This window comes from Methylobacterium gnaphalii, assembly GCF_007992215.1.
GTDB lineage: Bacteria > Pseudomonadota > Alphaproteobacteria > Rhizobiales > Beijerinckiaceae > Methylobacterium > Methylobacterium gnaphalii.
Window position 1 is genome coordinate 123843 of sequence record NZ_BJZV01000006.1, and the last position, 18093, is coordinate 141935.

Annotated in this window: 17 protein-coding genes; 10 read left to right on the plus strand and 7 right to left on the minus strand. The window is 66.9% G+C overall.

Annotated features, from left to right (window positions below; all coding sequences use genetic code 11):
- Positions 1–221 precede the first annotated feature (221 nt).
- Together MGN01_RS07460 and MGN01_RS07465 are read left to right on the plus strand one after the other, a co-directional pair.
- Positions 222–1484 carry a hemolysin family protein gene (locus MGN01_RS07460; RefSeq protein ID WP_238257639.1) on the plus strand — a complete coding sequence of 421 codons (1263 nt, stop codon included), beginning with the start codon at positions 222–224 and terminating at the stop codon, positions 1482–1484.
- A gap of 180 nt (positions 1485–1664) precedes the next feature.
- Positions 1665–2873 carry an MFS transporter gene (locus MGN01_RS07465; protein ID WP_147046052.1) on the plus strand — a complete coding sequence of 403 codons (1209 nt, stop codon included), beginning with the start codon at positions 1665–1667 and terminating at the stop codon, positions 2871–2873.
- A gap of 23 nt (positions 2874–2896) precedes the next feature.
- Here MGN01_RS07465 and MGN01_RS07470 read toward each other — a convergent pair whose 3' ends face one another.
- The 3 genes from MGN01_RS07470 to MGN01_RS07480 all read right to left on the minus strand — a co-directional run bounded on the left by MGN01_RS07470 (position 2897) and on the right by MGN01_RS07480 (position 6476).
- Positions 2897–4042, minus strand: a complete 1146-nt coding sequence (locus MGN01_RS07470; protein ID WP_147045954.1) for a DUF2778 domain-containing protein — start codon at positions 4040–4042, stop codon at positions 2897–2899.
- 287 nt (positions 4043–4329) lie between these two features.
- Positions 4330–5673, minus strand: a complete 1344-nt coding sequence (locus MGN01_RS07475; protein ID WP_147045955.1) for a thermonuclease family protein — start codon at positions 5671–5673, stop codon at positions 4330–4332.
- A gap of 26 nt (positions 5674–5699) precedes the next feature.
- Positions 5700–6476 (minus strand): hypothetical protein, encoded by a 777-nt coding sequence (locus MGN01_RS07480; protein ID WP_238257637.1) that lies wholly within the window; start codon positions 6474–6476, stop codon positions 5700–5702.
- Positions 6477–6753: 277 nt separating this feature from the next.
- On the opposite strand from MGN01_RS07480, the gene MGN01_RS07485 reads away from it, so the two are divergent.
- The 3 genes from MGN01_RS07485 to MGN01_RS07495 all read left to right on the plus strand — a co-directional run bounded on the left by MGN01_RS07485 (position 6754) and on the right by MGN01_RS07495 (position 8912).
- On the plus strand, positions 6754–7695 hold the full coding sequence (locus MGN01_RS07485; RefSeq protein ID WP_147045956.1) for a lipid kinase: 942 nt from the start codon (positions 6754–6756) through the stop codon (positions 7693–7695).
- Positions 7696–7792: 97 nt separating this feature from the next.
- Complete coding sequence (locus MGN01_RS07490; protein WP_147045957.1) at positions 7793–8539, plus strand: TerC family protein; 747 nt, start codon at positions 7793–7795, stop codon at positions 8537–8539.
- Positions 8540–8693: 154 nt separating this feature from the next.
- Complete coding sequence (locus MGN01_RS07495) at positions 8694–8912, plus strand: hypothetical protein (RefSeq protein ID WP_147045958.1); 219 nt, start codon at positions 8694–8696, stop codon at positions 8910–8912.
- A gap of 16 nt (positions 8913–8928) precedes the next feature.
- Here MGN01_RS07495 and MGN01_RS07500 read toward each other — a convergent pair whose 3' ends face one another.
- The 4 genes from MGN01_RS07500 to MGN01_RS07515 form a co-directional block, all read right to left on the minus strand.
- Complete coding sequence (locus MGN01_RS07500) at positions 8929–9777, minus strand: acid phosphatase (RefSeq protein ID WP_147045959.1); 849 nt, start codon at positions 9775–9777, stop codon at positions 8929–8931.
- Positions 9778–9854: 77 nt separating this feature from the next.
- Positions 9855–10727, minus strand: a complete 873-nt coding sequence (locus tag MGN01_RS07505; RefSeq protein WP_147045960.1) for an alpha/beta fold hydrolase — start codon at positions 10725–10727, stop codon at positions 9855–9857.
- 144 nt (positions 10728–10871) lie between these two features.
- A complete protein-coding gene (gene dapD, locus MGN01_RS07510) occupies positions 10872–11726 on the minus strand; it encodes a 2,3,4,5-tetrahydropyridine-2,6-dicarboxylate N-succinyltransferase (protein ID WP_147045961.1) in 855 nt (284 codons plus the stop codon).
- Positions 11727–11824: 98 nt separating this feature from the next.
- Complete coding sequence (locus MGN01_RS07515) at positions 11825–12532, minus strand: glutathione binding-like protein (RefSeq protein ID WP_147045962.1); 708 nt, start codon at positions 12530–12532, stop codon at positions 11825–11827.
- 159 nt (positions 12533–12691) lie between these two features.
- Here MGN01_RS07515 and MGN01_RS07520 point away from each other — a divergent pair, with 159 nt between their 5' ends.
- The 5 genes from MGN01_RS07520 to MGN01_RS07540 all read left to right on the plus strand — a co-directional run bounded on the left by MGN01_RS07520 (position 12692) and on the right by MGN01_RS07540 (position 17997).
- Positions 12692–14056 (plus strand): oligosaccharide flippase family protein, encoded by a 1365-nt coding sequence (locus MGN01_RS07520; RefSeq protein ID WP_147045963.1) that lies wholly within the window; start codon positions 12692–12694, stop codon positions 14054–14056.
- A gap of 35 nt (positions 14057–14091) precedes the next feature.
- Positions 14092–15222, plus strand: coding sequence for a GNAT family N-acetyltransferase (locus MGN01_RS07525; RefSeq protein ID WP_373319151.1), 1131 nt, complete (start codon positions 14092–14094; stop codon positions 15220–15222).
- Positions 15223–15357: 135 nt separating this feature from the next.
- Positions 15358–16107, plus strand: coding sequence for a YebC/PmpR family DNA-binding transcriptional regulator (locus MGN01_RS07530; RefSeq protein ID WP_147045964.1), 750 nt, complete (start codon positions 15358–15360; stop codon positions 16105–16107).
- Between the two features lie 209 nt (positions 16108–16316).
- Positions 16317–16688 (plus strand): hypothetical protein, encoded by a 372-nt coding sequence (locus MGN01_RS07535; protein WP_238257634.1) that lies wholly within the window; start codon positions 16317–16319, stop codon positions 16686–16688.
- A 55-nt stretch (positions 16689–16743) separates the two neighbouring features.
- Positions 16744–17997: an adenosylmethionine--8-amino-7-oxononanoate transaminase gene (locus tag MGN01_RS07540; RefSeq protein WP_147045966.1), complete on the plus strand. Its 1254-nt coding sequence runs from the start codon at positions 16744–16746 to the stop codon at positions 17995–17997.
- Positions 17998–18093: the final 96 nt, after the last annotated feature.

The following is an 18093-nucleotide window of genomic DNA, read 5'->3' on the forward strand; positions in this document are numbered from 1 at the left end:
GGTCCCCTGGCATGGGCATTTCAGGACAATGCCCAGGGTTGGGGTGGGATGAAGACGGTGCAAGGAGCCCGTCTTCTCGGCCGCATCGCCAACTCGCCCCTTCACGCCGCACCTGCATTCGGCTCTAAGCGGCAACGGCCGCATTCTCGCGGTAACACGCCTCGGAGGGCGCAATTTTCAGCGACGGCTGGTCTACGGGGCTCGGACTGCTGGCGGTCCTGGTGCTGGTTCTCGCCAACGGCTTCTTCGTCGCGGCGGAGTTCTCCCTCGTCGCGGTGCGGCGGTCCCGCGTGGCGGAACTCGTCAACGAGAAACGGCTCAACGCGACCGCCCTGCAGCGGGCGACCGACCGGCTCGACGCGCATCTCGCCGCGACGCAACTCGGCATCACCATCTCCTCCCTGGCGCTGGGTTGGATCGGCGAGCCGGCGCTCGCCCACCTGATCGAGCCGCTCTTCTTCTTCCTTCCCGAGAAATTCGCCGGCATCGGCGCGCATACGCTGGCGGTGACGGTGGCCTTCGTGGTGATCACCGCCCTTCACATCGTGCTCGGCGAACTGGCGCCGAAGAGCCTCGCGCTCCAGCGTAGCGAGCGCACGGCGCTGGCGATCGTGCGGCCGCTCTCGCTGTTCCTTCTGGTCTTCCGCCCCGCCATCATGTTCCTCAACGGTCTCGGCAACGGCGTGCTGCGGTTGATGGGCCTGCAGCCGGGTTCGGGCGAGGAGAACCTGCCCTCGCCCGCCGAGCTGAGCCTTCTCGTCTCCGCGAGTCAGGAAGCCGGCTTCCTGCACGAGGCACAGGAGGATGCGGTCGCCCGCATCCTGGCGCTCGGCGACCGGCGCATCCGCGAGATCGTCACCCCGAGGAACGAGGTCGACTGGGTCGATCTCGACGACGACAAGGACGAGATCGTCAAGGCGATCCGCGAGTGCCGCCACGAACAGATCGTGGTGAGCCGCGGCCAGATCGACGACGTGGTCGGCGTATTGAGGAAGCAGGACCTGCTCGATCAACTCCTCGACGGCCGGCCGCTCAAGGTGGAAGCGGCGATGCGCGAGCCGATCGTGGTGCACGAGGGGCTCGCCATTCTCAGGGTCCTGGAGGCCTTCCGCACCAAGCCGGTGCGCATGGCGATCGTTGTCGACGAATATGGCAGCCTGGAGGGCATCGTCACCCAAACGGACCTGCTCGAAGCCATGGCCGGCGAGATCCCCGAGCCTGGGGAGGAGGCCATGGTGATCGAGCGTGAGGACGGGTCGCTGCTCATGGACGGCATGATGCCGGCGGGCGAGGCCTTCGACCGTCTCGGCTTCTCGGACCGCCCGCGTTCGGGCGAGTTCTCGACGCTGGCCGGCTTCGTCATCGTCGAACTCGGCCGCATCCCGGCCGAGGGCGACGCCGTCGACGCCCAAGGCTGGCGCCTCGAGGTGATCGACATGGACGGCCGGCGCATCGACAAGGTACTGGCGCAGCGGGTGCAGTAGCAGTTTTCCCACAGACCCCGCAGCGGCTGGCGGCGCAGAGGCCGCGCGCTGGCCCACGCGCGTAAGAAACAGGCCCAACCCTGGTGGCAGGCCGCACGGGAGCTTCCTATCCTGCCGCCGCGCCGGCCGCCAAAAGCTGGCGAGAGACGAGGTCAGAGGTTCGCCGTGTCCGTCGCCGCCATGTCCCGCGCCCCGAACCGCGCGCAAACGGTCTTCCCGGTGCTGGTGGCGGCAAGCGTCTGCCATCTGCTGAACGACATGCTGCAGGCCCTGTTGCCGGCCGTCTATCCGATCCTTCAGGGCAGCTTCGATCTCAGCTTCGCGCAGGTCGGCTGCCTGACCTTCGTCTATCAGATGACCGCCTCGATCCTGCAGCCCTTCATCGGGCACTTCACCGACAGGCGGCCGATGCCGTACTCGCTGCCGTTCGGCATGGCCTCGTCGATGGCGGGATTGCTGACGCTCGCCTACGCGCCCAATTTCGCACTGCTGCTCGTCGGCGGCATGCTGCTGGGCATCGGCTCCTCGATCTTCCATCCGGAATCCTCGCGCATCGCGCGGCTGGCCTCGGGTGGATCGCACGGGCTGGCCCAGTCGCTGTTCCAGGTCGGCGGCAATCTGGGCTCGGCGCTGGGTCCGCTCGCCGCCGCCTTCATTGTGCTGCCACGCGGGCAGAGCGGTCTAGCTTGGTTCGCCCTCGCTGCGGTCGGCGGCATCGTCATCCTGAGCGGGCTCGGACATTGGTACCGCGCCAACGTCCGGACGGGCCGATCTGCGGGGGCGGCCTCCGCCCGTCACGCCACGCTATCGCGGGGAGAGGTGTCGAAGGCGATGGCGGTGCTGATCGCGCTGCTGTTCTCGAAGTACATCTACCTGGCGAGCTTCACGAGCTACTACACCTTCTACCTGATCGAGCGGTTCGACCTCTCGACCAGGTCGGCGCAGATCTGCCAGTTCGTATTCTTCGCTGCCATCGCGGCCGGGACGATCGCCGGCGGTCCGATCGGCGACAGGGTCGGCCGTAAGCTCGTGATCTGGGTTTCGATCCTCGGCGTCCTGCCGTTCTCGGTGGTGCTGCCCTATTCCGGGCTGGCGCCGACGATTGCTCTCAGCGTGATCATCGGCTTCGTGATCTCATCGGCCTTCCCAGCCATCGTGGTCTACGGCCAGGAGCTGATGCCTGGCCGCGTGGGCATGGTCTCGGGTCTTTTCTTCGGCTTTATCTTCGGCATCGGCGGGATCGGCGCGGCGATGCTCGGGACGCTGGCGGATTGGAAAGGCATCTCCTTCGTCTTCTCGATCTGCTCGTTCCTTCCGGCGCTCGGTATCCTGACGGTGCTCCTGCCGAACCTGCGCGGATCCGAGGCTGAAGCCGGTAACGCCGCCTAGACAAGGAGCGGCCAGGGGCGGCCTCACTCCGCCGAAGCGCGGGCACCGAATAACCGGCTGGCGAAGCTCGGCGTCCGATCGCCCTTGTATCCGGCCACCACGACGACGCGGCGGACTTCGCCACGCAGGTAGGCGGCGAGGAAGCGCGGGTAGTTGCGGAACGAGATGCAGCCGTTCGAGGCGCCTGTCGGGCCGAGCATATACGTGTGCGTCAGCAGGCCGTTGCGGTTGTAGATCGCGCCGGGGCCGCCGACCGGGTGCAGGCGCAACGCCCGCACGCCGTGGAACAGCGCTTCCCGTTCGGTAAGGTCATAGGTGCCGGGCGGCGTCGAGCCGCGCATGCGGCGGTGAACATCGTGCGGATTGTCGAAGCTGGAGCCGAGGCCGGAATGGGCCTCCAGCACCTCGCCGCTCGGCAATGTCACGCGGCCGGCGCTGATGTCGTAGATCGCCGTGCCGCCACCGGCCTGCGGGGCAGGGGAGGAGCGGCGCGGGCTGGTGTCGAGGCTGCTCGCGTCGACGCCGGCATAGGCCAGCGCCTGCTGCTTCTCGGTGGCCGGCTTGGCGCCGAACACCGTGTCGAAGAAGGAGCGGTCGGCCTCCTCGTTCTGCTGCTGCTGCTGCGCCGCGGCACGGTTGCGTGGCATCGTTGTGCGCTCGGCAAGCCGGGCCACGGCCGGGGTTGGCACGGCCATCAGGTCGGAGGGGCGACGCACCGGCAACGGCACGGTCTGCGCAACGACCGGCGGCGTTAGCAGGGCAGTCTGCTGGATCGGAGGCTGTGCCGCTGGCGGACGCGACGCTGTCACCGGTGTGCGCTCGACGAGGGCAGCGACGACAGCCGGCTTCGATGTGGCCACGGCGGTCGGCTCGAAGGCCGAGTTCAACGTGGCCACCGCACGCAGGCCCTGGGCACGTCGGCCGAGGGCAGGCGTCGGGTCGAACAACCAGGCATCGCGCTGCGGCGAGGGGGTGATGGACCGTGTCGCGGCCGGCTCAGGCATGGCAGCCTCGGGACCGGGAGCCGGATCGGGCCTATTCGAGAACCGGGGTAGGGCACCGACAAGGATCGCTGCCGCCGCCGTCATGGCGAGAAGGTCGGCGCGGAACCGGCGACGACGACGGGGGCGGCGAGCGGAGCGGCCGGACGGGTACGCGTCGTCGATCATGCGGGCGGTACTCGGATACGCGTATCCCGCACGGACGCCGCCCGGCCATAGCCTCACCCGTGAGGGCGAACCTGCTGGCTGGACCGGCCAACTCTTCCGTCAGGGAAACATCAACCTTAACTGTCCGCCATTGAGCGCTGTTTTGGTTAATCTCCGCTAAATCGAGACGAGGCTTTCTGCAGATATCGTGAGCGGAGGACGCGCCATCTCATCCGTCCCGCTTCAGAAGGCCCCGGCTTCGCTGCAGCACTTCGGGATGACATGAGTGGGTGAAACGCGGTCGTTCCCTACCGCTTCCACACGCCGAGTCGCTCGCTGCGGGCATGGTCTTCGGCAGCGACGAGGTCGGGGGAGGCTTCGGAGGAGGCACGGCCGCCACCGTTGAACAGCACGACCTCCGAGAGGTCGCGCCCCTCGATGGTGCAGAGGAAGGCACTCGAGCCGGGCGCCGGACGGCAGGTCACGGAACGGCCGCGGATGTACTTCGTCAGTTCGTCGGCCTGACCGCCGCGCACCCACTCGACGCCGAACAAATGGATGACCATGCCTGAGACCCTCAGTGTCGCCGTGTCGATCACCTGGGGCACGCCAGCGAGATCGCCCGGGTTGCGGGGCAATTCGTCGACGGGTGCTGCCTCGGCATCCTCCGGCGCCGGTTCGGGAACGGAGGCAGGTGGCTTCGTCTCGGGGAGCCGCGGAGCGGCATCGTTGCGCGCCTCGGCGGCAGGCTTCGGCGTCTCCTTCGGGACGTTCTGATTCTGGGCGTTCTGGTTCTGGGCCACCTGCGGGGGCGTGTCCGGTCCGTCATCGCCACCCCGCAGGGTCGTGAGCACCACCCATCCGAAAACCAGCACCGTGGCCGCGGCGAGACCGAGAAAGGCGATGCGGTGCAGGTCGAAGGTGTGCCGGTCGATCACTGGCAGGACATCACGTCCGCGCCGGGCGAGATTGGCGAGCGCGCTCTCGCCTCTCGGCTTGGCCGAAGGCGTGGGGGGAACGGCCTCCGGGCTTTCTGACACGGGAGATCGTTCGATCCGGTCGCACTCGACGGCAGCCGGCGTGGGCCTTGCCTTGAAGCGCTCGCCGAGTTGCCGGCGCCAGCCCTCGAAACGGCCTCCGGCCGCCGTGGCGAGGGTGCGGCCGCGCTCCGCCGAGTGCGACGCGAGGGACCTCGCCAAGGCCGATTGCGTCTCGATGAGCCGCGCTCCGGCGGCCTTCACGTCCGCCAGCGTGTCGTGTGGCGGCTCGGGAGGCGGGAGCGGGACAGGGTCGACGGTTTCCGGCTCGGGCGGCGCCGCGAACAGGTCGGGATGGCGCTCGCGAAGCTCGGCGACGAGGCTGCGCAGGCTCATCGGAGCGCTGATGTCGCCACCCTCCTCGGCACCGGCATCGCTGTCGCGGATGAGCCGGGTCTCGCCGTTGCGGTCGATCACCCGATAGCCTGGCTCATCGGGAGAAGGCTCGACCTCGGCCTCCGCGAGAAGCTCCAGGGTGCGACGTGCCAACGGCATGGCGTGTTGGCGATCGAGCTCAGCCCGGATCTGGCTGCGCAGCCGTTCGTCGTCCTCCGGCGTCGGGCCGCGCCGTGGCACTGCCTCGTCCCGCACCATTTCGGCAGCCTCAGCCGTCATTCCGTCATCGTCTCCAGCGGGCCGGCTCAAGCACCATCGCCTCGAGCGCCCGGGCCGAGCGCCACATTGCCTCGACGCAGGACACGGCTCGATTCCGAAACGATCACCGGGCGCTCTCCCGCAAAGCTGATGGTGAGCGCCAGTTCCGACAAGCCCTGCGAGCGGGCGCCGCGCGCCGGGTTCTCGGCACGGAAGTCGATGACGGTGCGCAGTGTGCAGGATGTGCTGGCCACGTTGCAGGCGATGCGCGTGGCACCGGCCTGGGGCTGGTAGCGCCGTTCGGGCCAACGCCGGACGAAGCGGCGCTTCTCGGCAATCAAGGCGGTGAGGCTCGTGACGCGGCCGTGGAAGCGCACCCGGCTTCCGTAGAAGTGTGGTGCCGAGGCGAGCATGGCCTCACTTGAGGAGGAGACACTGCCGAGATAATCGGCCGCCAGCCGTTGTGCCTGCGCTGCCCAATCCGTGAAGCGCGGATCGGGAGAGGTACTGATCTCAGAAGGTGCAGCGATCGGGCTCGCCCCCTCACGTCGCGCCAAGCGGCGATCGCGGCGCTCGGCGCGCGTGGTCCGGCGGGCGGAATGGCGGTTGGCCGCCTCTGAAGCGTCCGGCGTGCCCTCGGCCCGTGCCTTGGCCGGCTCGGGCGCCGCCACGGCGGGCTTGGTTTCATCCGCCTTAACTCCATCCGTCTTGGCGGGAGGATCGACCCAGGTCGAGGCAGGGCCGGCGATGGCTGGCGTGAGGAGCATCAGCCCGCTCAGGCTGGAGGCGGCGAAGGACGCGGCAAGAATGGAAGAGGAGCGCATGGCGTCACCGGAAGCTGGGCCGCATCGTCATGCGATGCATGTAACCTGCGCCTGGGCGGCAGGCGAGGGAGGGCTGTCGTCCAACTCCGATAGAGGCCTGGACGGTTCCCTGGCCCCTCCGGCCTTGCCGCCGAACCGGGCCTCCCCACCTTGAGGGTAGATGGATCCCGGATCCCTCTCGCGGTCGAGGCGTCGACCGTGATGTCGGGTCCGCTCACGCCGCACATCCGGACTGCCGATCGTTGCTCCCATCCCTCGCACCCGACACGGGCCCCGCATGACCGTCCCGAGCGCGCTCCCGCGCCGCGCCCTGATGATGGTGAACCCGCGCGCCCGCAACGGTGACTTGCCCCTCGACGCCATCCGCGACAGCCTGCGCACCGGGGGCATCGAACCGGTCGAACCGCCGGCCGGCGAATCCGCGCAGACCGATTGCAGCACCGTGATCACCCGTCACGCGAGGGGATGCGACCTGATCATCCTCGGCGGCGGCGACGGCACGCTGAATGCAGCGGCACCCGCAGTGATCGAGACCGGGCTACCCCTCGGCATCCTGCCGCTCGGCACCGCCAACGATCTCGCACGCTCGCTCGGCCTGCCGCTCGACCCCCTGACAGCGGCACAGATGATCACGACCGCCGAGCCGCAGGCGGTCGACCTCGGCTGGGTCAACGGCCACTACTACTTCAACGTCGCCAGCATCGGCTTCTCCGCCGACCTCGCCAGCGAGCTCACCGCCGACGCCAAGAAGAAATGGGGCACGCTTGGCTACGCCATCGCCGCCTTCCGCCTCCTGCGCCGCGCTCGGCCCTTCTCGATCACGATCGAGCATGACGGCATGGTGGAACGGGTGACGACGATCCAAGCCTCGGTCGGCAATGGCCGGCATTACGGCGGAGGCATGACGGTGTCGGAGAATGCCACCGTCGACGACGGCAAGCTCGACTTCTACAGCCTCGAGGTCGCGCATTGGTGGCGCTTGGTGGCTCTTTTGCCGGCTCTCCGTCGCGGCACGCATGGTCAGGCCGCGGATGTGCGCGCCTTCTCCACCACCGAGATCGTGCTGAAGTCGAAGAAGCCGCGGCCGGTGAACACCGACGGCGAACTCGCCACGCACACGCCGGCCCATTTCAAGGTGGTGCCGAAGGCCGTGCGGATTTTCGCGCCACCGCGGGATGAAAGGCCGGCGACGGCCGTTCGCTTTCGAATGCCGTTCTAGCGGCATGACTTCCGGACTTCTCGTATGGAACGGCCCTGCCGACCGGGACGAGACGACACCGATGAGTCCTATTCTTCTCTGAGAGGAGCGACGCCGCGTGGACAGCATCCTTCACCTCATCGCTGATCCAACCGCCTGGGCGGCGCTCGCGACGCTCGTGGTCATGGAGGTGGTGCTCGGCATCGACAACCTGATCTTCATCTCGATCCTCACCAACCGCCTGCCGGAGAACCAGCAGACGAGGGCGCGCCGCATCGGCATCGGTTTGGCGTTGATTCTGCGGCTCGGGCTGCTCGGCACGGTGGCCTGGATCGTCCACCTCACCGAGCCGGTTTTCGAGGTCTTCGGCAAAGCCATCTCCTGGCGCGACATGATCCTCATCGCGGGCGGCCTGTTCCTGCTCTGGAAGGCGACCAAGGAGATCCATCACAGCGTCGATCCCAATGGCGGACACGAGGAGAAGACGGGTCCGCAGCTCGGCTTCGCCGCGGCGATCGGCCAAATTCTGGTGCTCGACCTCGTCTTCTCAATCGACTCGATCATCACCGCGGTCGGTATGACCGAGCACGTGCCGATCATGGTGGTGGCGGTGATCACCGCAGTCATGTTGATGTTGATCGCCGCCGATCCGCTGTCGCGCTTCATCGCGGCCAACCCGACCGTGGTCATGCTGGCTCTCGGATTCCTGATCATGATCGGCATGACGCTGATCGCCGAGGGGTTCGGTGCGCATGTGCCGAAGGGCTACATCTACACCGCCATGGCTTTCTCGGCGGGTGTCGAGGGCCTGAACATGCTCGCGCGGCGCCGACGCCGGAAACGGGTCCCCTCACCAGAGGCGTGAGCCAGGGGAGGAAACGCGATCGAGGCGCATCGACCTCCGGCACCATCGAGATCTGCCATGGCACCGCCCGTGCGATGCTATCGAGTGTGGTCAAGCGCGATGCGGATAGATTCCGAGCGCGCTCAAAGGCGGAAAAAAGCCGAGGAGACAGTCGATGTCCGAGGCCTCTAACCCCGGCGTGAAAGTGGTGGCGCTGTCGCACGATCTCATACGCCAGCGCTCCATCGTCAAACTTGTCTGGACCCAGGATCCCGAGAAGAGCGTCGCTTTGCCGGTGCCGTTCGGATGCAGCCTCGACGATGTCCGCGACGAGGCCGAGAAGGCCTTGCGGGCGCTCTCGGCCGAAACGGCTGCCCTGGTCGTTGGGTCCTAGAGCGGCAGAGCCTCGCCTAAGGTAGTGGCTCGCGCGTAGCGACCTCTTCCCGCCGGCAGATCGCCGCGTCGGGGGCCGGGGCGTCGCCGGCCAAGGCGGCCTTGAGCTCCGTGCGGGCCTTGTCGAGATCGGCGCGGAAGCCAGCATGACCCATCAGCGCCGCGACCACGGCAGAGGCGTTGGTGCGTCCGGCCACCACGTCACTCATCCAATGCACGCCGCAAACGACGCGACTCTCGCCGTAGAGGCGGCCGCGCACGAGGAGTGGCGTCGCCTTCTCGGGCAGCAGGCTCGCCATGATCAGCGCGTAGGCCCATCCCTGCGTGGCATGGCCGGACGGGTAGCTGAAGCTGTCGGCGAGATGGGGATCACGCGCGACGCAGATCGGTGCGTCGTTGCCAACGAAAGGCCGCAGCCGCCGATAGTGGCGCTTGGGTGCTCGTACGGCGCGCACCAGGTCGAGGCGGGTGCGGTCGAGCAATGTGATCAAGGTGGGAACGCGCCGCGCATCGAGCCGTCGGCCGAGCACACAGGAAAGATTCTCCAGCAGCGCAGCGGCGCCCTCAGCCACGTCGCTCGTGGCAAATTCCCAGCGTGGGGTCCCAACCAGCGCGCGCGTTGCGTTGTAAACCGCACGGTCCGCAGCATCCGCCGCCGAGTGCCCGCCAGGCGGGGCAGGCAGGATGGCCAACGTGTCGGGTGCAGTCTCGTCCGTGAGATATGGTGTCTGCGCCGGCTTGTCTGGATTCACCGGATCGGCGTTGAGCGAAGGGGCTGGCTTCTCCTTGGTCTGCGCGGCCGGCTCGGCAGAGAGCGGTGAGGTCGACAGCAGGAGCGCAGTCAGCAGGCAGATCAGGCGAGGCATCACATCGGTCCCGAATGAGGATGGGGCGAGAAGGTCCCCTTGGCATCGACGTACGAGGCCCCGGTCACGGTTCCGTCTTACACCACACGAATCGCTGCAGCGGTCTCGCGCGGATATTCTTCGTGCGGACTCAGCGCTCCAGGAATGCGGGCTGCCGAGACCCGATTGTCGTCGATCAGCGCATCCATCTCGGCGCCGGAGCGGCGCGGAGCCGATTCCGGCCGCAACACCTTGATCGGCGGCAGTTCGTGCCGTAACAGACTGAGGAAGTCCGCGCGGCTCTCCACCGGATCGAGCCCACCGGTGACGAAAGCCGCCGTGCCGAAGCGTCCACCGTCCTGGCGCGCGATCACGTGCTTGGCCGCGATGACCTCAGGCGTGACATGGGTCGGATCGGCATAGACATGGGCGCGCATCATCCGGCCGATCACCGGGCGGCTGACGTTGAGCCGATAAAGCCACTCGCCCGTCACCGGTCGCTCGAGTGCTCGGCGAATTCGCCCAAACCAAGCGACGCGCGCTTCGCCCATGACTGTCGGCAGCGGCCCACGCCAGGTCGGCGCAATCAGAACCAGCCGCTCGAACAGCGACGGGTGACGCCCGGCTGCCGCGACCAGATAGCCGGCCGCATGTCCCGCAGCGATGCCGATGGCGTAGGGACCGGGCGCGGCGGCGAGGAACGCATCCAGGAAAGCATGCAGGCTCGCGGGTTCGAGTGGCAACCGCCCCCGATCCCGCGCGCCGAAACCCGGCCAGTCCGGCACGAGGCAGTGATGGGAGTCCGACAGCTCGCGCGCCAGTGGCAGCATCTCCTCGCGCGCCGAGATCGAGGACAGGGGCGGTAGAAGCAATGTCTTCGGCCCTGCGCCGAGTTCATCGCAGGGCGTCGGGACAAGCCGGCCGGCAACGCTCAGATCGAGGAGACAGGTGGTTTGCGCGGGGGTTGCCATGTGGACCGGACCTGGCTGACGCGAGGATCTACCGACCGAATCTGCGAACGATGCGCTGCTTGCGGACTGGCATCACGCCGAACCCATCGCTCCAGATCCTGTCTCTTCCCGTCATCGCAGGTCGCGAACGTGCCAAGCGGCGTCTCAGGTCCGCAGCAACTCGTTGATTCCGGTTTTGGCGCGGGTTCCCGCATCGACGCGCTTCACGATCACCGCGCAGTAGAGACCTGGGCCCGGGCTACCATCCGGCAGCGGCTTGCCGGAGGTCGTACCCGAGACGACCACCGAGTAGGGCGGCACACGGCCGTAGAAGGTCTCGCCAGTGCTGCGGTCGATAATGCGGGTGGAGGCGCCGATATAGACGCCCATCGAGAGCACCGAGCCTTCGCCGACGATCACACCCTCGGCCACCTCGGCGCGGGCGCCGACGAAGCAGTTGTCCTCGATGATGACCGGGTTAGCCTGCAGCGGTTCGAGCACGCCTGCAATGCCGGCGCCGCCGGAGATATGGCAGTTCTTCCCAACCTGCGCGCAGGAGCCGATGGTCACCCAGGTATCGACCATGGTGCCCTCGCCGACATAGGCGCCGAGATTGATGAAGGACGGCATCAGCACCGCCCCCGGTGCGATGAAGGAACCGCGGCGCACGAAGCAGCCAGGCACGGCCCGGAAACCACCGGTGCGGAATTCCTGCTCAGTCCAGCCCTCGAACTTCGAAGGTACCTTGTCCCACCACGGCGCCGCATTCGGACCACCCTGGATCGCGTGCATATCGTTGAGGCGGAAGGAGAGCAGCACGGCCTTCTTCAGCCACTGGTTCACCTGCCAGCCCTCACCCGGCTGATCGCCAGTCTTGTAAGCGACGCGCTCCCGGCCCGAATCGAGCAGGTTCAACGCCTCGTCCACAGCCTCGCGCACGGCACCGGTCGTCGTCGTGGAGACGTTCGCGCGGTCTTCCCAGGCGGCTTCAATGGTCTGGGCGAGATCGTCGTGGGACATGGGAGACTTTCGGCACGAGACAGGTAGGCGGCCTCTCTACAAAAGCCGCCCGTACCTGTCACCGTTCGCAGCTCAATGCTCCGATAGGCCAACGCTGCTCAGCGCTTGGTGTTGGCTGCTGTCTGGCCGAACATGACCTTCTTGGCGTCCTCGCTCATGGTCTTGCCGAAATCTGGGTTGACTTCCGGCGCGGGAGCATAAGCGGCCTTCGTCGCCGGGCGCTCGGCAATTGCTTCGAACCAGCGCTTGAGATGCGGATGGTCGTCGAGGCTCTGGCCCTGCTTCTCCCAGGGCACGATCCACGGATAGGCTGCCATGTCTGCAATCGAATAGGCGTCGCCTGCTACGAACTCACGGTCGGCGAGGCGCCGGTCGAGTACCCCGTAGAGACGGTTGGTCTCGTTCACGTAGCGATCGATCGCATACGGGATCTTCTCCGGCGCGTATTGCGAAAAATGGTGGTTCTGGCCGGCCATCGGCCCGAGACCGCCCATCTGCCAGAAGAGCCATTGCAGCACCTCGGCCCGCCCGCGAATGTCTTCCGGAATGAACTTCTTCGTCTTCTCCGCGAGGTAGAGCAGGATCGCGCCGGATTCGAACAGCGAGATCGGCGCGCCGCCATCCAGAGGCTCATGGTCGACAATCGCCGGCATCCGGTTGTTCGGGGCGATTTTGAGGAAGTCCGGTTCGAACTGCGCGCCCTTGCCGATATTCACCGGATGGATTCGGTAGGGCAGGCCGGTCTCCTCCAGGAACAGCGTTACCTTGTGGCCGTTCGGAGTGGGCCAGTAGTGCAGGTCGATCATCGTGTGCTCCGAAAAAAACTGATTTGCGGCCCTCTCGGCGGCTCACATGCTCTTCTGCCCCCGACTCGGCAACCGGCTTAACCCGCTCGAAACGCTGCCGCCGCTAGAAGGCCATCTGGTGCGTGTGCGCCCGCGCACGCCGTCTCGCGGAAGGCCGTCATGGCAGCGGGTCTCAGCGTCGATGCCGCCTTCGGAGCTGTCCTAGGTCGGCTCAAGGCTGTGCGTGCGGGCGCTGGCTTCTCCGCCGCAAGCGTCTTTGCGGTGCGGATCACGGCAGCCGGATGCGCCTATATCGCCCAAGTCCTGATGGCTCGCATGATGGGCGGGACGGAATACGGTATCTTCGCCGCCGTCTGGGTCTGGATCGCGATCCTCGGTCATTCAGCGACACTCGGACTGTCGCAGGGCGCCTGCCGCTTCATGCCGGCTGACGAGGCGCTCGGCCGCCATGCCGAGGTGCGCGGCTTTCTGATCGGTGGGGCGGCCGCCACTATGGTCGGAGGTCTCGCCTTATCCGTCCTCGGGCTGCTGATTCTGAATATCGAAGGCAACCTGCTCGCCGGTCCCTACGGCGCGCCGATCGTCCTCGGCGCACTGGTGCTGCCGCTCTTCGCTTTCCAGGACTATCTCGAAGGCGTTGCCCGAAGCCGCAACTGGGCCGTGCTCGCCATCGCGCCGCCCTATCTGCTGCGGCAGGGCCTGATCATGGCCGCGATGATTCTTGCGGTGCTGCTCGGGGCGCCGGCCAAGGCCTCCGTCGCAGTGGCCTGCACACTGTTCGCGACTGCGCTCGCCGTGACGATCCAAGCCAGCCTGCTGCTGAAGCGTCTTGGCCCAACCACGCTCACGGGAAGCCGGCGCTACCGCTGGCGTCAATGGCTTGCTGCCTGTCTGCCGATAGCGGCCGGCGATCTCGCCACTGCCGCCTTTGGCTTCGTTGACGTTGTGCTCCTCGGTTTCCTGATGTCACCCGACGCCGTTGGACTCTACTTCGCAGCGACGCGCATTCAGCAATTCGTCGTCTTCGTGCATTACGCGGCTTCGGCAGCCACCGCCCAGCGCTTCACCGCCGCGAAGGCGCGCGGCGACTTTACCGGGTTGAACGCCTTGGTCCGCGACCAGGCGCGCTGGGTGCTCGGTGCAACAGCTCTCGTCGGTGCGGGCATCGTCGTCGCGGCCCCGCTGCTGCTCGGACTATTCGGCCCAGAATTCCGCGAAAGCCTTCCGGTTCTGACGGTCCTCGTTCTCGGCAGCGTGGGCGCGAGCCTGTTCGGTCCCGGCGAAGACCTTCTGACCATGCTCGGCGGTGAAAAGCTTTGTGCAGGTATTACCCTGGCGATGCTCGCCCTCGGCGCGGGGTTCTGCCTCGTTCTGGTGCCCTGGCTCGGCTTGATCGGCGCGGCGCTCGCCATGGCAGCGGTGACAATCCTCCGGGCCGCCGGCATGGCCCTCGGCGCCCAGGCCATCCACGGCATCGCGACCCCCGCCTTCTCGAAGTTGTTCGTGCGCAGGGCCAGCCCGTGATCGCACTCTCCCGCCGGCAGGACGTGGCCCGAAACATCGCTCGCAAGCAGCAATCGATCGAGATCGTCGACGCGGCCGCGCTCGCTGCCGAGTCCGACGCCTGGGACGATCTCATGGCGCGCGCCGTCGCGCCGCATCCGCATTTCAGCCGTCATGTCATCGAGGCGCATATCCGGGCCGGTCTGTTGCCCGGCGACACCGCCTTCATTGCCGTGCGCGATGGTGGCCGGCTCAACGCTCTCCTGCCCTTTCGCAGAGGCCTCGACATCATCGGACTCGGCCGCCTGGTAGCGCAGCCCGCGCTTTCACCCTTCATGCCGTCGAGCGCACCGTTGGTCGCGGCTGAGAACCTCTTCGAAACACTGGCGCTGCTTGTTAGCGGTCTCGCCGAAGCCTCCCGCGGTCGTGCCTGGCGCTGGCCATTGCTGACGGTCTCGAGCTTGGCCGGCCGCGGTCTGCTCCACGCTATGCGAGAGTCCGGTTGGACCGTCGGCATCGTGGCCGAGTTCGAGCGTCCGGTCCTCGACCGCCGCCCCAGCCACGACGCCTTTCTGAAAGACCATCCCCATAAGAGCCGGCTCAAGGATCTGCGCCGCCGCCGCCGTCGGCTTGCCGAAATGGGCCGCCTCGACCTCGTCACCGCGACGGAAGGGGAGGCACTTGCCGCCGCGCTCGACGACTTCCTCGCCCTGGAACTGGCGGGGTGGAAAGGCGAAGCTGGTACGGCATTGGCCTGCCGTTGCAAGACGCTCGCTCTCGCGCGAGGTCTCTTTGCCAACCGGCCCGGCCCGGTATGCGTCCGAGCCGACACGCTGAGTCTCGACGGACGTCCGCTCGCCGTGAGCCTCGCCCTCGTTGCAGGCGGGACCGCCAACCTGCTCAAGACGGCCTATGACGAGCGCGAACGAGCCCTAGCCCCCGGCCTCGTTCTCGAGGCTGAGATCGTGCGTGTTTTCCATGAGACCACCTTCGCCCAAAGGCTCGACTCGGCCACCCTCGCCGGTTCAGCCCTGGAGAGTCTCTACCGCGAGCGCGAGACGGTCGCCGAGATCGTCGCCGTGCCGCCGAGCGGGGACACGCATCTGTCGCTTGAACGCCGGGTGTCGTTGGCTCGGTTCGAGCACAGGGCGCGTCACGAGGCCAAACGGTTGCTGAAGCGCGGCTGAGCGAGTCTCATCCATGCGCGTTGCCACTGCGCGCGAGGCCGCCCTATAAGGCTCGCCCATCCAAACACCTGCGGTGTCGAGGATCCCTGTCCCGGGAGGCCTCCGCCGATCGACGAACACAATGAAGGTCGCGCCATGGCCGGGCATTCCCAGTTCAAGAACATCATGCATCGCAAGGGCCGCGTCGACGCGGTCCGCTCCAAGGTATTCGGCAAGCTCGCTCGAGAAATTACGGTGGCGGCCAAGCTCGGCACGCCCGATCCAGCGATGAACCCGCGCCTGCGCGCCGCCGTTCTTGCTGCCCGCGCGGAAAACATGCCGAAGGACAACATCGAGCGCGCCATCAAGAAGGCGACCGGTGGCGAAGGCGAGAACTACGAGGACATCCGCTACGAGGGCTACGGCCCAGGCGGCGCTGCCCTGATCGTCGAGGCGCAGACCGACAACCGCAACCGCACCGCCTCCGATGTGCGCTCGGCCTTTACCAAGTCCGGTGGCAGCCTCGCCGAGACCGGCGCGGTCGCCTTCATGTTCGACCATGTCGGCTTGATTGAGTTCGCTCCCGAGGTTGGCGATGCCGACACGGTGCTGGAAGCCGCCATCGAAGCCGGTGCGGACGATGTACGCTCCTCCGAGGACGGCCACGAGATCTTCTGCGAGCAAACCGCCTACGGTGAGGTCTCGAAGGCGCTCGAGGCGCGGTTCGGCGATCCGCGTCGCACCTCGTTGATCTGGAAGGCACAGAACACGATCGACGTCGATGACGAGACGGGAGAAAGGCTGGTGCGCCTCGTCGAGGTCATCGAGGATCAGGACGACGTACAACGTGTCTTCGTGAACTTCGCTCTGTCAGCCGAACTCATGGCTCGACTCGAAAATCAGTAACCATCTGCGGCATTCTGACGCGTTTCGTTGCCGGAGAGTGCATCATTTGCCTGCCTTATGTGCTGGCGTGCGAGCGGTGACGGGATCATGCTGCCCGGATTGGCACTGTAGCCGTATGCATCCCGTGGATGGCTCTTTCCCTCTTTGATGCGGTGCACAGGGTTCGGGGAAGCGCCTAGTCTCAGGTCATGACCAATGCGAGTCGTGCCGTGAAGAAGAGCCCGAAGTCCTTCGCAGACCTCCCCCCGATCCGGGTGCGCAAGGAGCCGCCGACCATCGTCGAGGCTGTGGCCGCCGCGCAGGATCTCGCCGATGACCTCGAACAGCAGGTCGAGATTGCGGCTGGGCTGATTGGCTTGACCTCCGACGAGGTGCGCCCGCACGTGCTCGCCGCCGCCAAGGAGCGGCAGGAGCGCCCGCGCGGCCGAGTCGTCGAGCGCGGTTTCGACAGGGTGTCGGACCGGATCACAAGCCCCGGCTCGCTCAGCCGCTCGCCGCGCACCGTGGTTGTCGAGCGCCGAACCCGTCCGGCCGTGGTCATCGAGCGCCGCAGCGGGCGTCCGCTGGAGCCGCGCCGCTGATAGGCTCGCCTCACCGGACTTGACCACAACCGACGCCGCCTCGCATCCCGTCCCCATGACTGAGCGGCGCGGCGATCACCTCTGGCGACCCTATACGCAAATGAAGCTCGCCGCGCCTCCGCTCGAGGCTGTGGCGACCCTCGGCAGCCGGATCACGCTGGCCGACGGACGCGAGCTGATCGACGGCATCGCTTCTTGGTGGACGGCAGTCCACGGCTACAACCATCCCCATATCCGTGAGGCCGTCGGCAACCAGCTCGGGCAGATGCCGCATGTCATGTTCGGCGGTCTCACTCACGCGCCCGCCGAGCGCCTTGCCACACGCTTGGCCGCCCTATTGCCAGGGGAACTGAACCACGTCTTCTTCACCGATTCCGGCTCGGTGGCGGTCGAGGTCGCCCTGAAGATGGCCGTTCAGTTCTGGCTGAACCGCGGCGTGCAGGGCCGGACCCGGGTGCTCGCTTTCCGCGGCGGCTATCATGGCGACACGATGGGCGCGATGTCGGCCTGCGATCCCGTCGAGGGGATGCATCACCGCTTCGGCGCTTATCTCCCGGCCCAGGTCTTTTGCGAGTTGCCGCGAATGCCCGAGCAGGAAGCAGCGCTCGACAAAGCCTTGACTACGCATCGGCGCGAACTTGCAGCGGTCATCGTCGAGCCGCTGGTGCAGGGAGCTGGCGGCATGCTGATGCATCCGCCCGAGACTCTGGCAACGGTCGCCCGGCTCTGCCGCCGCCACGGTTTGCCATTAATCGCCGATGAAATTTTTACGGGTTTCGGTCGCACCGGGATGATGTTCGCCTGCGAGCAGGCCGGCATCGTGCCCGACATTCTCTGCCTGTCGAAGGCGCTCACCGGCGGCACCATGGCGCTCGCTGCCACCGTCGCCACTACAGAAATCTTTACTGCCTTCTGGTCCGACGATCCGGCGCATGCGCTGATGCATGGCCCGACCTTCATGGCGAACCCGCTTGCCTGCGCCGCTGCCAATGCCAGTCTCGACCTGTTCGAGACCGAGCCGCGCCTCGCTCAGGCCAACGCTATCGAGAAGAGGCTCACCAAGGGCCTGGAACCGCTGCGTGGAGCGGCGGGCGTCGTGGACGTGCGCGTGCTCGGCGCGATCGGAGCGGTGCAGCTTGGCGGTATGCCCAACCTCGCCGCGCTCAAGTCGCGTTTCGTCGAGCACGGCGTTTGGGTGCGTCCGTTCGGGGACGTCGTCTACCTCACGCCCGCTTTGACCATCTCCGACAGTGACCTCGACCGCCTGACTGACGTCGTCCGCCTCGTCATCGGCAAGGGCATGGCCTAGCTCTCTTACTGCGACATTGATGACGCATTGCAACCACGGCTTTCGTTCCTCGTTGGCTGATCACGAATCCACCTCTAGCCTTACCAAGCCAGCAAC

Bases quoted from the DNA above. Each gene is read 5' to 3' on its own strand.
- MGN01_RS07465 (WP_147046052.1), top strand. From the start codon at position 1,665: ATGTCCCGCGCCCCGAACCGCGCGCAAACGGTCTTCCCGGTGCTGGTG.
- MGN01_RS07470 (WP_147045954.1), bottom strand. From the start codon at position 4,042: ATGATCGACGACGCGTACCCGTCCGGCCGCTCCGCTCGCCGCCCCCGT.
- MGN01_RS07475 (WP_147045955.1), bottom strand. From the start codon at position 5,673: ATGACGGCTGAGGCTGCCGAAATGGTGCGGGACGAGGCAGTGCCACGG.
- MGN01_RS07480 (WP_238257637.1), bottom strand. From the start codon at position 6,476: ATGCGCTCCTCTTCCATTCTTGCCGCGTCCTTCGCCGCCTCCAGCCTG.
- MGN01_RS07485 (WP_147045956.1), top strand. From the start codon at position 6,754: ATGACCGTCCCGAGCGCGCTCCCGCGCCGCGCCCTGATGATGGTGAAC.
- MGN01_RS07495 (WP_147045958.1), top strand. From the start codon at position 8,694: ATGTCCGAGGCCTCTAACCCCGGCGTGAAAGTGGTGGCGCTGTCGCAC.
- MGN01_RS07500 (WP_147045959.1), bottom strand. From the start codon at position 9,777: ATGCCTCGCCTGATCTGCCTGCTGACTGCGCTCCTGCTGTCGACCTCA.
- MGN01_RS07505 (WP_147045960.1), bottom strand. From the start codon at position 10,727: ATGGCAACCCCCGCGCAAACCACCTGTCTCCTCGATCTGAGCGTTGCC.
- dapD (WP_147045961.1), bottom strand. From the start codon at position 11,726: ATGTCCCACGACGATCTCGCCCAGACCATTGAAGCCGCCTGGGAAGAC.
- MGN01_RS07515 (WP_147045962.1), bottom strand. From the start codon at position 12,532: ATGATCGACCTGCACTACTGGCCCACTCCGAACGGCCACAAGGTAACG.
- MGN01_RS07520 (WP_147045963.1), top strand. From the start codon at position 12,692: ATGGCAGCGGGTCTCAGCGTCGATGCCGCCTTCGGAGCTGTCCTAGGT.
- MGN01_RS07530 (WP_147045964.1), top strand. From the start codon at position 15,358: ATGGCCGGGCATTCCCAGTTCAAGAACATCATGCATCGCAAGGGCCGC.
- MGN01_RS07540 (WP_147045966.1), top strand. From the start codon at position 16,744: ATGACTGAGCGGCGCGGCGATCACCTCTGGCGACCCTATACGCAAATG.